This window comes from Pectobacterium parmentieri (assembly GCF_001742145.1).
In the GTDB taxonomy this organism is placed as follows: domain Bacteria; phylum Pseudomonadota; class Gammaproteobacteria; order Enterobacterales; family Enterobacteriaceae; genus Pectobacterium; species Pectobacterium parmentieri.
In genome coordinates, this window is the sequence record NZ_CP015749.1 from 2154258 (window position 1) to 2169490 (window position 15233).

At 52.2% G+C, this 15233-nt stretch carries 11 protein-coding genes and 1 pseudogene; 10 read left to right on the forward strand and 2 right to left on the reverse strand.

Annotated features, from left to right (window positions below):
* The first annotated feature begins 11 nt into the window (after window positions 1-11).
* Together A8F97_RS09640 and A8F97_RS09645 are read left to right on the forward strand one after the other, a co-directional pair.
* Entirely contained in the window at window positions 12-1289 is a 1278-nt protein-coding gene (locus tag A8F97_RS09640; RefSeq protein WP_033071333.1) for a TetR family transcriptional regulator, read from the forward strand.
* Window positions 1290-1472: 183 nt separating this feature from the next.
* The gene (locus A8F97_RS09645; protein ID WP_033071332.1) at window positions 1473-3650 is read left to right on the forward strand and encodes a TonB-dependent siderophore receptor; all 2178 of its coding nucleotides are present in this window, start codon (window positions 1473-1475) and stop codon (window positions 3648-3650) included.
* Window positions 3651-3792: 142 nt separating this feature from the next.
* On the opposite strand, the gene A8F97_RS09650 is transcribed toward A8F97_RS09645, so the two are convergent.
* Window positions 3793-4758 (reverse strand): chemotaxis protein, encoded by a 966-nt coding sequence (locus A8F97_RS09650; protein ID WP_005970758.1) that lies wholly within the window; start codon window positions 4756-4758, stop codon window positions 3793-3795.
* A 1073-nt stretch (window positions 4759-5831) separates the two neighbouring features.
* Here A8F97_RS09650 and A8F97_RS09655 point away from each other — a divergent pair.
* The 3 genes from A8F97_RS09655 (at window position 5832) to A8F97_RS09665 (ending at window position 8720) form a co-directional block, all read left to right on the forward strand.
* Window positions 5832-6569 carry a helix-turn-helix transcriptional regulator gene (locus A8F97_RS09655; RefSeq protein WP_014699495.1) on the forward strand — a complete coding sequence of 246 codons (738 nt, stop codon included), beginning with the start codon at window positions 5832-5834 and terminating at the stop codon, window positions 6567-6569.
* 323 nt (window positions 6570-6892) lie between these two features.
* On the forward strand, window positions 6893-7645 hold the full coding sequence (locus A8F97_RS09660; protein WP_025918907.1) for a CDP-diacylglycerol diphosphatase: 753 nt from the start codon (window positions 6893-6895) through the stop codon (window positions 7643-7645).
* A gap of 136 nt (window positions 7646-7781) precedes the next feature.
* Window positions 7782-8720 carry a LysR family transcriptional regulator gene (locus tag A8F97_RS09665; protein ID WP_015730256.1) on the forward strand — a complete coding sequence of 313 codons (939 nt, stop codon included), beginning with the start codon at window positions 7782-7784 and terminating at the stop codon, window positions 8718-8720.
* A gap of 10 nt (window positions 8721-8730) precedes the next feature.
* Here the strand turns inward: A8F97_RS09665 and A8F97_RS09670 are convergent, their stop codons facing one another.
* Window positions 8731-9861, reverse strand: a complete 1131-nt coding sequence (locus A8F97_RS09670; RefSeq protein ID WP_033071331.1) for an ABC transporter substrate-binding protein — start codon at window positions 9859-9861, stop codon at window positions 8731-8733.
* 237 nt (window positions 9862-10098) lie between these two features.
* Here A8F97_RS09670 and A8F97_RS09675 point away from each other — a divergent pair, with 237 nt between their 5' ends.
* From A8F97_RS09675 to A8F97_RS09690, 5 genes and pseudogenes are all read left to right on the forward strand, one after another.
* Window positions 10099-11676 carry an ABC transporter permease gene (locus A8F97_RS09675; RefSeq protein ID WP_033072002.1) on the forward strand — a complete coding sequence of 526 codons (1578 nt, stop codon included), beginning with the start codon at window positions 10099-10101 and terminating at the stop codon, window positions 11674-11676.
* Window positions 11673-12473 (forward strand): ABC transporter ATP-binding protein, encoded by an 801-nt coding sequence (locus A8F97_RS09680; RefSeq protein WP_033071330.1) that lies wholly within the window; start codon window positions 11673-11675, stop codon window positions 12471-12473. The genes A8F97_RS09675 and A8F97_RS09680 overlap by 4 nt, the downstream gene beginning before the upstream one ends.
* A gap of 23 nt (window positions 12474-12496) precedes the next feature.
* The gene (locus A8F97_RS09685; protein WP_033071329.1) at window positions 12497-14290 is read left to right on the forward strand and encodes an aryl-sulfate sulfotransferase; all 1794 of its coding nucleotides are present in this window, start codon (window positions 12497-12499) and stop codon (window positions 14288-14290) included.
* Between the two features lie 110 nt (window positions 14291-14400).
* On the forward strand, window positions 14401-14568 hold the full coding sequence (locus A8F97_RS24350) for a hypothetical protein (protein WP_154665128.1): 168 nt from the start codon (window positions 14401-14403) through the stop codon (window positions 14566-14568).
* A 112-nt stretch (window positions 14569-14680) separates the two neighbouring features.
* Window positions 14681-15061: pseudogene (locus A8F97_RS09690) on the forward strand (RpnC/YadD family protein); the annotation flags it as partial.
* Between the last annotated feature and the right edge of the window lie 172 nt (window positions 15062-15233).

The following is a 15233-nucleotide window of genomic DNA, read 5'->3' on the forward strand; positions in this document are numbered from 1 at the left end:
GAGCGCAATATATGACTGACCAGTCGAAAATACAAGGCAATGTGATGGCGCGCAAAAAAACCATTGAAAACGATCTGATTCTGGATGCCGCGGAAAAGGTGCTGCTGCGTGATGGCGTGCATCGCTTCACGTTAGATGCCGTCGCGGCGGAAGCTAGTATTAGCAAAGGTGGGCTGGTTTACAGCTTTCCCAGCAAAGATCGGTTGATCATGACTATGCTGTCACGTGAACTTGCCCGTTTTGAGCAGGATGCACAACAGCAAACCGCACGCTACATCGATCAACCTCATGCCGATGTATTGGGTTACATTACTGCGATAGCCCAGGAAGAAGAAGAGACGACATCGCGCGCCGTTGGCCTGCTCACCGCGCTGGTTCATTCCCCTTCGATGTTAGAGCCCGTGCGGGCATTTTATCGCACCAGATTGGACAAGCTACGTGACGCTACGCCAGCCATGCGGCGTATCCGCCTGGCTTTTCTCGCGGCAGAAGGCGTTTTCCTGTTACAAGGGCTGGGCTTCGTGACGCTAGATCGTGAGGAACGGCAAACGATGCTCGATGATGCCAAATCCTTATTCCAGCCGGACGATGCTAAACATACGGTTATTGCACACACCATTTCAGCTCCTCTGGCTAGTCAGCCAGCTTTTCCCCCACGAGAAACGTCCATCGTTCTTGCTGGCGAAACGACATCCGAACAGGCGATCGCCTGGCTGGCAGAAAAAGGCGTCACGCCGAGCGGAACCGGATTGGAAGCGGCACACCCACGCGCCGCTCACATTGTTAAAGCTGCCACGAATCTCATCAAGCATGACGGTATTCGCGCCCTAACACACCGCGCCGTCGCGCATGACGCCCACATACCGTTAGGGTCAACGACCTACCATTTTACTAGTCTGGATGACATGCTGAATGCCGTTATGATTAGCGCGATTGCGCTATTTCGTGACGACATGTTTAGCTGGTTTTACACACGCCGCCATGACGATCCATGCGATGTCCTGACCGATTTTGTCATGCGAGGCATAGAAGATATTGATGAGCTGGCACGCGAGTACGAACTCTTTACCGCCGCCATTTCACGCCCTTCCCTACGCCCTATCGCGCTTGAGTGGTCCAACACTGTTGTCGCTATCATCAAAGTGGTCGCTCCAGATAACGCCGCACTCCCGCTAGGTACGCTGTTGAACGGTTTTTTCATCCGCGCGCTACTGGAGAAACATGAGCGAACTCTACCGCGCGATCTGGTCTATCAGGCTGTTTCCGCGTTGTATCACGCCTTTCGCTAAGTCATACGGTTTCTCATAGAGAAATCGTTTAATCCCTTTCCCTCCGCGGCCCTCATTCTCCCTTGTTGCGGCCAATCCTCACAATAAAACTGTACATGTGTACCATTTTTTATCAAACTACCAAACGCAAATGACTCTCGTTTGTATTCATATATCTGCGCGTTGTAAGGGTGAAAATAAAAAATGCACAAACAGCAATTCCATATCATAAAACCATTGGCTGCGATCGTTGCCGGACTACTTGGAGCACATCTGGGTATGGCACAGGCTGCCGATGAGGATGTAATGACCGTCAAAGCCACCGCGGAACAAGAATTAAAACAACAGCCCGGAGTGTCCATCATTACGGCTGAAGACATTAAAAAAACGCCGCCCGTTAACGATCTCTCTGACATTATCCGCAAAATGCCGGGCGTGAACCTTACAGGCAACAGCGCCACGGGTGCCAGAGGCAACAACCGCCAGATCGATCTACGTGGCATGGGGCCGGAAAATACGCTGATCCTCATCGATGGCCGCCCAGTCACGTCGCGTAATGCGGTTCGCTACGCCTGGGATGGCGAACGGGATACGCGGGGCGATACCAACTGGGTGCCTGTCGAAGACGTGGAACGTATTGAAGTCATACGTGGCCCGGCGGCGGCGCGCTACGGTTCTGGTGCTGCTGGCGGCGTGGTGAATATCATCACCAAACGCCCGTCCAACGTCTGGACCGGTTCACTCTCGCTGTACGGCAATCAGCCGGAAAACAGCAAAGAAGGTGCCACACGCCGCGCCAATATCAACCTGAGCGGCCCGCTGGCCGGAGATGCACTCACCATGCGTCTGTACGGCAATATCAATAAAACCGATTCCGACAGTTGGGATATCAACCGGAACCAGAACGGTTCTGCCGCGGCCGGACGCGAAGGTGTGCGCAATAAAGACCTCAATACGCTGCTGTCCTGGAAACTCTCGCCACAGCAAATTGTTGATGTCGAAGCCGGCTATAGCCGTCAGGGTAATATCTATACTGGGGATACCCAGTTCAGCGGTGGAGGCGCAATCCCCGAAAGTCTTGCCAAGAGCGGCGCTGAAACCAACCGACTGTACCGCCAGAATTATGCCATTACGCATAACGGCATCTGGGATTGGGGACAATCCAAGCTGGGCCTCGCTTACGATCAAACGAATAACACCCGGCTTGATGAAGGATTATTCGGCCGTTTTGAAGGGTCTATCAATAGCGATCGCTACAGTACCAGCCGTTTGAAAAACTTGCGTATTAACAGCGAACTGAATATTCCGCTGGCGCTTTGGGCTGAACAAACGCTCACGCTAGGTGCCGAGTGGAATCGGGAACAGTTAAACGATCCTGCTTCAAGCAGTTATACAGGAGACAGCCGCGATACCCTCCCCGGCACATCCGTCAATCCTTCTCAGCGCAGCAGCAAAAACAGTGCCGAACTCAGCGCACTCTATTTTGAAGACAACATCGAAGTCGTACCTGGCACCAAGGTGATTCCCGGTCTGCGCTTCGATTATCACGACAAATTTGGTGGCAACTACAGCCCAAGCCTGAACATTCAGCAGGAACTGGGCGAGATGTTCAGCGTGAAAGCCGGTATTGCACGCGCCTTTAAAGCGCCGAACCTTTACCAATCCTCTACTGGTTATTTGCTCTATTCACGTGGTAACGGTTGCCCGGTAAGCGTACTTCAAGGCTGTTATCTGATGGGGAATGACAATCTGGAGCCCGAAATTAGCGTCAACAAAGAGATCGGTCTGGAGTTCAAGCATGCCGGCTGGCAGGCGGGTGTGACCTATTTCCGCAATGACTATAAAAACAAAATTGTGTCCGGTACCGATATTCTCGGACAAACGCAGTTAAATGAGTCCATTTTACGTTGGGAAAATGGCGGCAAAGCGCTGGTAGAAGGGCTGGAAGCCAATCTGCTGGTGCCAGTAGTTGAGGACACGCTAGACTGGAACACCAACGCCACCTATATGATCGAGTCGAAAAATAAAGACACTGGCAACCCGCTGTCGATTATTCCGAAATACACTGTCAATACGATGTTGGATTGGCAGGCGACGGATAAACTGTCCGCCAACATCAGTTGGACCCTGTACGGTAAGCAGAAACCGCGCCAATATGCGACAAATAAGATAGAGGCCGGGACTAACGGACTTTCTTCACGCGAAATCGGCAGCTACTCCGTTGCAGGTGTGGGCGTGAACTACCAGTTCAACAAGAATCTGCGCGTCAATGCCGGTATCAGTAATTTGTTTGATAAGCGGATTTATCGCGAGGCAAAAGGTGCGTCTACCTATAACGAACCGGGACGCGCTTACTATGCGGGGATAACAACCTCATTCTGATAGCGATGCCTTTCTGACTGAGCTTGTTCAGCGCAACAGTGAATACGTTATTCCGATAATTAGCAGCTAAAAAATCGGCCTCTGTCTTCTCCCGCAAAGGAGGAGACAAAGGCCGAATGCTGTAACACCATCGTTAAACGACTTAACGGCGTACTTTGCTCAACACAGTCTGAATCGCCGTCGATAGCTCGTTGATCTCAAATTTCGCGACGTAAGCATCCGCACCGACATTGCGCACGTGATCTTCGTTCGCACTACCGGATAACGAAGAGTGGATCACCACAGGGATATTCTTCAGATACTCCTCACGCTTGATATTTCTTGTCAGCGTAAAGCCGTCCATTTCTGGCATTTCCAAATCGGTCAGAACCAGTGAGATCTTGTCCGAAATCGGTCGCCCTTCTGACTGCGCTTCTTGCGCAATTTGCCGTATCTTGTTCCAGGCATCCTGTCCAGTGATGTGCATACTAAACGGAATGCCCATCTGGGTTAGCCCCTGTTCAAGCAGTGAACGGGCGACTTTGGAATCTTCCGCCACAATCGCAATCGCACCGGGCGTGTAGGGATAGACCTTCTCTTCCGCATTCTTGAGCTTGGTTTCACGATCGCCGGGGATGATATCAAACAGAATCTGTTCAACATCCAGCACCAGCGCCAGACGATTGCTGTCTTTGTCGGAATCAAGACGCGCAATACTGGTGATATAGGAGCTACTCACGCCCGCTTCAGCAGCCAGAACCTGACTCCATTCCAGACGAACAATATCGTCTACTGACTCCACTGCAAATGCCTGCGTACTACGTGCATACTCAGTGATAAGGAGAATGTTCAGCCCGGTTTCTGGCGCACTACCCACCACAGCAGGAAGATCGATAACGGGAATGATTTGCCCACGAATATTGACCATACCCAGCATCGGCGATTTCATGCCAGCCGCTTTGGTCAATGTAGGCATTGGAACAATTTCACGTAGTTTAAACACGTTGATGCCAAACAGCTCAGACTTGCCACCTTCAGGTGATTTGCCCAACTGGAATAGTAAGAGTTCGAATCTATTAGCAGCGGTGAGGTTTGTTCTCTCATCTATCTCTTTTTGAAAATTATCCATGCTTTCCTCAGTGCGAGTCATTATTTATAGGTGTAGCGTAGTCAGGCAACATTCGAGATGTGAGTAAACATGAACTAACATCTGGCCGCTCCACTGTACGTGATAGTCGTGTTCTTCAATCTTATCCAGCGTCAAACGTAAAATATTTATTAGTTGTGTCAACTTCATCATCCAACGATGGTAATCATCGGAGCAGTAGACGGATATCAACCCTCTCAGTATAGCGGTTGGCTCACATCCTTTAAGGCGCAGATAACATTCCCTGAACCATTAATATCGGCAGACTTTGCCAACACCTTATCCCAAATCGTGGCAGAAATGTTGTCGGAGAAGAAAACCTCACGCCCCTCTCGAGACTGAAGCTAAAAAAACACGGTACAAGGTGGGCCTACTGGCATGAAAGGTGCCTTGGGTTCATGCAGCGTCGCGTTACCATACGCATACTGATGCCTCTCTGGACTATCTCACCGAGATATTTAAGGCCTATCTACTGTATATGATGGACTGAGATCTGCGATCGTCGATTTCTGCTGGTAGCTGCGATAAGAATTGCACAACGATCTGATGTGAGTTCCGCGAACTCAGTTCCTGCTGCACATCGCAGCAAATGCTTTACCCAAGGCCACATCACAGCCGGTAAAATACGATGGAAAATGGGAAAAACGCGATAATGAACGCCAAAGGATGATGGGGGTTGATAAGCTAAAACGGATTATTTACTATCCCGCTCCGAATGCAGAGATGTCCTGGTCGCAGGAACGTAAGCGTATAGGCGATTTTAAGCATGGCGAAAGGCCTGTTTTTAGGGGGCGTAACTTAACACCACGCCCCCTAAATTCAGTAAACAGAATAGGAGCAAAATTATGGGTAATTCCCTGGGTTGGCAAATCAATTTGTAACACTTTTTTTTAAAAACTTACTGTCTTAAATTTTTTATAAATTGTCCTATTCATGAAAAAATTATAAGTGATATCATGGGGTAACAGTAGTTAGACTTAGGTATAGGTTCGGGCTATACTTTTATGTTCCTGTCGATACGATAGGTATATTCTCGCTTTTATTGAGGTCGTTACATGTCTGTATTTTGCTCTGATAATGAAATTATCAATAACACGATAAAAACCTATCTCAGCCGAAAGTTAAAACAGTATGGCGATCTGAAATACGCCTACATGATCATGAACAAGAAAAACCCATCCCAGGTTGTGATCATTTCAAATTACCCACAAGAATGGGTTAATACGTATAAAGAAAATAACTATCAGCATATCGACCCCGTTATTTTAACGGCGATCAATAAAGTCTCGCCGTTCTCTTGGGAAGATAACATTGTTATTAATTCCAAACTGAAATTCTCCAAGATTTTTAATCTGTCAAAAGAATACGATATTGTTAATGGTTATACTTTTGTCTTGCATGACAACAATAACAATCTGGCTGCGTTATCGATTATGTTTGAAGAAAATGCGCTAACGGATATGGAAAATATTGTTGAAAAAAACAAAGACAAATTACAAATGCTGCTTATTGTCATTCATGAAAAAATAACCACTCTTTACAAAGAGATAACGCAAACCCCGCAGAGCAAAAAGCAAAGCGATAAAGAGATATTTTCCCAGCGTGAAAACGAAATTCTCTACTGGGCCAGTATGGGGAAAACCTATCCAGAAATTGCGCTAATTTTGGATATAAAGATTAGCACCGTGAAATTTCATATCGGTAATGTGGTAAAAAAACTCGGTGTTCTCAATGCCAAACATGCCATCAGACTAGGCGTGGAATTACAGCTCATCAAGCCAGAACCACTATAGCCATCATCACGTCTATTTCACATTGTTGGAATAGACGACGGTACGTTCGTTCTGCTGCGTGTAACAACATCCTTCCGTAATAAATAATTCGTCACGTGTTCACTGCCGAGGTAATTATCTGCCATTCCAGCAGGTAATATCTCCTTACTGCCCGTTCCTCTGCCGCTTATTCATCTTACAATCCGTTACCGATTAAGCTTGGTCTTTTCCTCTGGGTCATATTAATGACACCGTTCCTGTTACATACTGACCCTCGCGATTTTCTCATCTTCTGTCTACCCTGATATTTTTTTGCGCCAATCGCATTCTGCCGGAGAGCAACCATGACGCGTAATAAGCTATTCCTCCTTCTGGTTACCGCTGTTGTCTCACTGATTGCCGTGCTGTCGTGGTCGTTAAGTCGGGGAAACAGCAACGCGCTGTGGGAAATCGTCAGCAAACAGTGCGTACCTAACCAACAGCGCAACAATAATCCAGCCCCTTGTCTGGAAGTTAATCTGGCAGACGGCTACGTGCTCTTTGATGACAGAAACGGCCCCTATCACGACCTGCTGCTTCCAACCGATAAAATCAGCGGTATCGAAAGCCCTGAACTCTTGCAGCAAAACACCGCTAATTTCTTCATGCAGGCATGGGGTCGACGTGGTCACCTTTCACGTGAAGCGGGTAAACCGATCAAAGATGATTATCTCTCGCTGGCAATTAACTCGCGCTATGGCCGCACGCAAAACCAACTGCATATCCACATTGCCTGCCTGCGCCCAGAGGTTTATCACACGCTGAATCAGCAGTTCCCCACGCTCTCTACCGACTGGAAACCGCTATCCGTGAAAATTAACGGACATATCTATCTGGCAAAAACGCTGACGGCGAACGAACTGGCGCACAGCGATCCGTTCAAAACCTTAGATCGCTACGCACAGCAGCGAAATGAATCTATTGGCAAATACGGCCTGGCGATGGTTTCTACGCCAACGGGCGACAAGGTGCTGCTCGCCAGCAGCCTTGACGTGTTTAATATGAGTCTCGGTTCCGTGGAGGAAATTCAGGATTTTTCCTGTGCGTTGGCACAATAGCCGCAGGCCGCGTCAGACGGCGGCCTGAAGACCTATAGCAATCAATTCGCTATAAGTTATGACTTTTTGTTCATTGCGTTGCCAGCCATCCTCCGCCTAAAAAGTGGGGAAAATCGACACGGTAGGTAGCTGCAACATGCATCTGGATTTACGGCAATTACGCAATTTTCTTGCACTGGCCGAACAGGGGAGTTTTGTACAGGCCGCAGAAGCGGTCTGTCTGTCGCAGTCGGCATTCAGCCGCAGCATTCAGGCGTTGGAACAAACGGTGGGACATCCGCTTATCGATCGTCAGAGCCGACGCTTTGCGCTGACGTGGCAAGGCAATACGCTGCTGCCGTTTGCGCGGCGTATGCAGGAGCTTTCCTGGGAACTGATGACCGACATGCGGCAAATCAGCGAGGCGCAGGAGGGCGAACTGACGTTTGGCTGTGGCCCCGCGCCGTCTACCACGCTGATCCCCAAGGCCGTAGCGCATTTCCATGCACTACGGCCACGAGCCAAGGTCACTTACAGCGTGGATAACTGGCAATCCCTGCGTGAGCGGCTGTTGGCGGACGAGTGGCCTTTTATTGTCGCGGATACCTGGCAGGCCGAAATGGAAACCAGCCTCCACGTGCAGCCATTAAGCCCACAGCGTTGCTTCTTTATCTGCCATTCCTCACACCCGCTGGCCCAGCAGACAAACGTGACGCCGGACGACCTCTTGCGCTTTCCACTCGCCTCCCCTTTTATGCCTGTCGGCATGCGCAAAATTCTGGCCGCCCTGACGCGTCAGCCCGACTATCGCCCGCAAATCCAGTGTGATCATATCTATTCTGTCTTCAGCATCCTGCGACATACGCAGGCCATCAGCTTCGCCAGCGAAGATGGCTTTGCGCTAGGACGATTAAGCCATCAGTTGGTCGAAATTCCACTAACGGGCACCCCACCGGAATGGGGACACATGCAAACCCGCTTCGGGATTGTCACCTGTTTGCAAAGAACGCTGCCCCCGTTAGCCGAACTGATGATCGAAACCTTACTGGCGCAAGACAGGCTGCGCTCACCGGTTCCGGCACTACCGACCCTGTGAGCACTTGTGATTATTTGGTCGGATTACCGCTGGCGTCATACACTGGCCAATTTGACTCCAGCCCTTTGGCCTTCAATGCCCGATCGGCAAACTCACCAGCAAACCAGTCGCTGGCTGAAAACGTGCTGCGAATCAGCCCCGCCGATTTCGCTCGATCAATGCTGTCCTGCAAGCTGCTGAGCAGGAACGGATCGAGACGCGGCGAGCTTTGGAAGGGGAGATCTTCCACTTTCAGTTCTTCCTGAAAGATTGCCTGCGGAATCTGGCTCTGTTCGGACATCAGTGCAGTGTATTCCGGCAGGTGCTGTGCATCGCCGATCCATTGCGCATTATCCACCAGTACATTCACCAGTTGCTGCGTCGTGCCCGGATAGCGATCGATAAAATCCTGCGTCGCCAGCACCGCAGCCTGCGTGGTATTTGCCCAACCTAGCGCCCGGCTGGTGGTGACAATATTGATGCCCTGCTTACGCAGCGCCAGCAGAGAGACACCGCCCCACACCGCATCCACACGTCTGGCGGCCAGCGCGGCTTTGCCCGCCGTCCAGTCCAGGTTGATGACCCGCACATCACGTTCGTTCAGCCCGACGCTTTTAATTGCGCGTTCAAACGACAGTTGATCGGCCGTTCCTTTGTAGACTGCAATCCGCTTGCCGCGTAAATCCTCAATGCGCTGAATACCCGATTCCGGTGTCGCCGCCAGATAGGAATTAGAACCGCGCGATCCCACCAGCACCCGCGTCGGTAGTCCCCCCGCACGGCCAATAATGGCGGCGAGATCGCCCAGATACACCACATCCAATTGCTTGTTTGCCAGCGCTTCATTCACCGCGGGCCCTGCGCCTTTAAAGAACGACCACCGAATTTTGATGCCCTGCGGCTCAAATTCCTTCTCCAACTGTTTTTGAATATGTGCCAACCCCAGCGGCCCGCGGATAAAGGGCTTGCTACCTGCACTTTGGTCTGGCAAACCGATACGAATCTCCGTCGGCTTCTGCGCATCCGGCTCGACGCTCTCGTTCGCCTGCACCGTAGAAACCAGCGCGGCGCTCATCAGTAGCGTAATAGCTAGAATCTTATGCATTCCCTGCCGCCAGCCAGAGTAGGGAGCGATCAAATCTAAAAGGGTAGCGTGCTGCATACGGTTTTCCTCAGTAATCCGTTTTATCTGCCATGAAACTAGCGAACCGTTGGCCTCAGGCTTAAATAACATTTACAGGTTTGCTCAGCGGAAAAAAGCATAAATCAGCGCTGACGGGCTTGGGGTATGCATATGCATTTATTGCACGGCGACCATCGCTTTATTGCATTGGCGTTCAACGCTGAAACCTGTTTTTTATTCCTTATCCATCCAACAGTGATGCTTTCGTGGAATAAAATGAATAAGTCGATAGTGCTGAAAAAAACCGTGATCGTCTGGCCTTCGCTGCCGATAGCGCTGGCCTATCCGTTCGTCGTGCCGCTGGCGTTGCTGGCACTGTGGTATATCAGTACCTACTACGGCTGGATGCCCACCCAGATTCTCCCTGCACCCCATATTGTCGCCAACACCGCCGTCGAGCTTTGGCACAACAATCTTCTGCCACAGCTCTTTATCAGTTTGCAACGCTTGGCGAGCGGCCTGCTGGCCGGTTTACTTGCAGGAACCTTACTGGGTGCGCTGATGGGAGCATCACGCCGCGCCGAACACTTGTTGCACCCGACGGTATATATGCTGGCACAGATCCCAACGCTGGGGTGGATACCTCTGTTTATGGTGCTATTCGGTATTGATGACGCATTGAAGCTCGCGGTCATCATCAAGGCCGTCATTATTCCCGTGACGCTGCATACGCAAACGGGCGTGCGTAATGTGCCGCCTGCGCTACAGGAAGTCGCACGTACTCTGCGCCTGCCGTGGCATCAGCGCCTCATCAAATTAACACTGCCCGCCGCATTCCCGACCTGGCTCACCGGCTTGCGGCTCGCACTCTCACAGGCGTGGGTATCGCTGATCGTAGTCGAACTGCTGGCGTCATCTCAGGGGATTGGCTACCTACTGGTATGGGGACGTCAGCTATTTCAGCTAGACATCGTGTTTGTCTGCATCACCATCATCGGGCTGGCAGGGCTGACGATGGAGTGGGTGATTAACCAACTGGAGAACCGTCTGGTTTTCTGGCCACACCCGCCGCTCGGCCGCTTAACCACCGCGCCGTCTCGCCGTCTGTCGGCACTGATTTTACCCTTTCTGCTTCTGCTGTTCTGGCAGCAGACCAGCCGCTTTAGCTGGATCGATCCGCTCTTGCTTCCTCCGCCCGCCGACGTGTGGCACATGCTGCTACAAGGCATCCATAACGACTCGCTCACCGAGGCGATGCAGGCCAGTCTGACCCGCACGCTCGCCGGTGCGCTATGCGGCATTGTTGCAGGCCTCGTGTGCGGCATCCTACTAGGGCTGAACGCCACCAGCGACGCCCTCTTCACACCGACTATCTCGACGCTGCGCCAGATTGCGCTGTTTGCCTGGCTGCCGCTGCTGACCGCCTGGGTCGGTAACGATGAAACCGGAAAAATCACGTTTGTCGCACTCGCCTCCTTCTTTCCCATGCTAGTGGCCAGCCATCGCGGTATTCGCCAGCGTTCACAAGCCTTACAGGAAGTCGCGCAAGTGTTGCAACTGCGTTTATCAACCCGTCTGCGAGTATTGATCCTGCCGGGCGCAGCGCCTGCGATCTTCGCGGGTTTACGCCTGTCGTTGATTTACGCCTGGCTTGGCACTATCGGTGCAGAATATTTCATGTCATCCGGCACCGGGATCGGCAGCCTGATGATCAACGCCCAACAGTTGTTGGATATGCCTCTGATTATCAGCGGCATGTTGCTGATTGGATTAACTGGCGCGGTGCTCGACCGCGTCGGATTAGGTCTGGAACAGTGGATGACGCGCTGGCGTTCCGCAGGAGAAATCGTATGACGTCCTCTTCCCTTGATGTGTCGCCGCCTGTGGTGCAGTTCGACCATCTGAGCAAACAGTTTCGTGTACAAGGCGAACCGCTGACGGTAATCGATGATTTTTCACTGTCGATTCACAGCGGTGAACTGGTGGCGATTGTCGGCAGCAGCGGTTGCGGAAAATCCACACTGCTGCGCATGTTGGTCGGATTAGACAACGACTATCAGGGCCGCGTGCTGGTTGAAGGAAAAACCGTTCGCGGTATCGGACGCGAGCGCGGCATGGTGTTTCAGGAACCACGCCTGTTTCCATGGCTGACGGTACGGCAAAACATCGCACTCGGGCTGGCGAATGAGTCAATCAGCGAAAAAGAGCGAAAACGCCTGATCGACCACTTTATTCAGCTCGTGCATTTGCAGGATTTTGCCGATGCCCTGCCCGCCCAACTTTCCGGCGGTATGGCACAGCGTGTCGCCATCGCGCGCGGGCTTGTCGCCAATCCCCGTATCCTAATGCTGGATGAACCTTTTGGTGCATTAGATGCGCTGACTCGCCAGCAGATGCAGCAGGAGTTGCGTCGTATTCATCAGGCGGAAGGCACCACGACCCTACTGGTGACGCACGACGTCGAAGAAGCCGTCTACCTCGCTGATCGCGTTGTCGTGCTGGCACCACGGCCGGGGCGTATCCGTCAGATTGCAACCATTTCGCTGCCGCATCCGCGCCAGCGTGACAGCCAAGACTTTCACCAACAGTGCAGCGATCTGCTCGCACTGCTGACTCAGCCTGCCGATACAGCGGCCATTCCTTCTCTCTGAACACGTAAATACTGGAGCACCTTATGGGACACCCTTCCGTCTACCCAACCGGCACAACGATTTACAACCCGGAAAAAGCCTGGGGCGGCTACACCGTCTTTCAGGCGCTGGAGCGCGGTGCAGTGCTGGTGGATATGAACGGCACCGAACTGCGTCTGTGGGAAGGCCTGCACGGCTTCCCCAACAAAATCCTGCCCGGCGGTTACATCCTCGGCCACAGCGGCGAACGTGACTCGCGCTACGGTATGCAAGACATGGTCGATCTGATTCAGGTGGACTGGGATGGCAACGTCGTCTGGAAATTCAACGGCTATGAGCACATTACCGATCCTGATCTCCCACCCGAATGGATGGCGCGTGTCCATCATGATTACCAGCGCAGCGGCAACCCAGTCGGCTACTACGCACCGGGGCAAGAACCGCAGTCGATTGGCGGCAATACGCTACTGCTGGCGCACACCAATCTGCACAATGAACGCATCAGCGACAAACTACTGCTTGATGACACTATCATCGAGGTAGACTGGCAGGGCAACATTTTATGGGAGTGGCGGTGCAGCGACCATTTCGACGAACTGGGCTTTGACGACGACGCAAAAACCGCGCTGTACAACAATCCCAACTTGCGCAAAAGCGGCGGCGGAATGGGGGACTGGATGCATATCAACTCCATGTCGGCGCTTGGCCCCAATCCGTGGTTCGATCAGGGCGATACCCGTTTCCACCCCGATAACATCATCTGGGACGCTCGCGAATCCAACATCATCGCCATCATCGACAAGCAGAGCGGCAATATCGTCTGGCAGCTTGGCCCTAATTACAATACACCCGAACTCAAACACATCGGCTGGATTATCGGCCAGCACCACGCGCATATGATCCCCGCAGGTTTACCGGGGGCTGGCAATATTCTGGTGTTTGATAACGGCGGCTGGGCAGGCTACGGCGCGCCCAATCCGGCATCCCCTGATGGAGTGAAAAATGCCTGGCGCGATCATTCCCGCGTGTTAGAGATCAATCCGGTAACGCTGGATATTGTCTGGCGCTACTCGCCTTATGAAGCCGGCATTCCACACCCGACCGACGCCTTTCGTTTTTACAGCCCGTACATCAGCAATATCCAGCGCCTGCCGAACGGCAACACGCTGATTAACGAAGGGGCTAACGGCCGGTTGTTTGAAGTCACCGTCGATCATGAAATTGTCTGGGAATTTATTTCCCCCTACTGGGGCAAGACGGTAAACACCAACATGCTGTATCGCGCCTACCGCGTACCCTATGAGTGGGTACCACAACTGCCGCGCCCACAGGAAACACGGGTGATCGCCCCGGATAACACCCAGCTACGTCAACCCGGTGCCGCCGCGCCTGGCTTCGCCAGCATCGTTCGTATTGACGGCACGCGCCCCTACAAAAAGAGCGGCGAGGCTCTGTGTGTCGCAACCGACAGCGAAGACCTCAAGCGCAGCCCGAAGCTCTTTGCCGTCAACCGAGAACGTTTTGCTCCGCTTACCGCCAACGGCTGGCCAGAACTGGCAGCACAGGCTGGCCCACGGCTGTTGCTGGTCGGTGCTGAGCGCTGCGTCCACTGTAAGAGCCTCTACCGTCAGTTGGAAACGATTCTGGATAACGAGAAATATCGCCAGTTGTCGAGCCATTATCTGGATGCCGACCATCATATTACACTGGCGGAGAAACTGGCGGTCAGAACGCTACCGACGCTGCTGTGGCTTGAAAACGGTAAAGAACGAGCTCGCCTAAGCGGCGCACAGCAGCCCGAACGCCTGCGCCAGTGGTTAGCCGAGCAACAGATTTAACTCTCACACCTTGAACGCGATCTCGTTCCCAGTGAGATCGCGTCTATCTGTACACTGCCTCTTACACAAATGCCTCAATTTGAGGTGGTTTATATCCGGCTTAAAAAATTATGCAGCGGTGGACGTGGCCGCCGAGTGAGCGGCATGGAGGCCGCGAAAGCCTGTGCCGCGCCAAGAGCACGTCACAGGCGGCTCGACTAGCGGTCATGGGCACCGATGGCACCGCGCAGCGGCATAATTTAGCCGGAAGCCAGGGTTCTCAGGGCGACGGCAACTGAGCGCCCTGAGTCGGGCGCATGTTCGGTATCAAAGATGAATAGCGACAGTACAGCGCACGAAACGACCTCTGAATCTTCATGGGAATATGGCTAAGATGTAGCCATGCGACTCGATATGCTGGAACTGGCGCAGGGTATCGGGCTATTATTTGAGCACTGGCAGGTGCCACTACCGCAAAAAAGAGCAATACTGTTTTACATTGCACGGAGCGGTAATACGTCAAGACCGACAGAATTTATTGAGGCCGTCGCGCAGCCTCTGTCAACGGATCGGGAGGCGATCATGACCATCGCACAGCAGCTTGAGAAAATCGGGTTTGAAAAAAGCATCAAACATGGCGTGGAGCAAGGAATACAGCATGGTATTAAGACCAGTGCTCGCAACATTGCTCGTCAGCTCCGGCTAAGCGGTATGGAACCTGCTCAGGTCAGTCAAATTACTCAGTTGAGCGAGGCGGAACTGGCACCGCTTATTGATTCGTCTAATGCGTAGCCACTAAAGATACCCCGCACTTCCCTACGATTTACTCTCTCCAATTCCACCATCGACGCATGCTATCAGGGCGGCGTCGATGCGTAATTTATTCGCCCTGGATCACATTTCCTTTGCATCATTTCGCTTTAATTTGTTATGTTATTACATATCGATTCACATCAACCGTATA

Coding starts and splice junctions, on each gene's coding strand:
- A8F97_RS09640 (WP_033071333.1), top strand. CDS start 12: ATGACTGACCAGTCGAAAATACAAGGCAATGTGATGGCGCGCAAAAAA.
- A8F97_RS09645 (WP_033071332.1), top strand. CDS start 1,473: ATGCACAAACAGCAATTCCATATCATAAAACCATTGGCTGCGATCGTT.
- A8F97_RS09650 (WP_005970758.1), bottom strand. CDS start 4,758: ATGGATAATTTTCAAAAAGAGATAGATGAGAGAACAAACCTCACCGCT.
- A8F97_RS09655 (WP_014699495.1), top strand. CDS start 5,832: ATGTCTGTATTTTGCTCTGATAATGAAATTATCAATAACACGATAAAA.
- A8F97_RS09660 (WP_025918907.1), top strand. CDS start 6,893: ATGACGCGTAATAAGCTATTCCTCCTTCTGGTTACCGCTGTTGTCTCA.
- A8F97_RS09665 (WP_015730256.1), top strand. CDS start 7,782: ATGCATCTGGATTTACGGCAATTACGCAATTTTCTTGCACTGGCCGAA.
- A8F97_RS09670 (WP_033071331.1), bottom strand. CDS start 9,861: ATGCAGCACGCTACCCTTTTAGATTTGATCGCTCCCTACTCTGGCTGG.
- A8F97_RS09675 (WP_033072002.1), top strand. CDS start 10,099: ATGAATAAGTCGATAGTGCTGAAAAAAACCGTGATCGTCTGGCCTTCG.
- A8F97_RS09680 (WP_033071330.1), top strand. CDS start 11,673: ATGACGTCCTCTTCCCTTGATGTGTCGCCGCCTGTGGTGCAGTTCGAC.
- A8F97_RS09685 (WP_033071329.1), top strand. CDS start 12,497: ATGGGACACCCTTCCGTCTACCCAACCGGCACAACGATTTACAACCCG.
- A8F97_RS24350 (WP_154665128.1), top strand. CDS start 14,401: ATGCAGCGGTGGACGTGGCCGCCGAGTGAGCGGCATGGAGGCCGCGAA.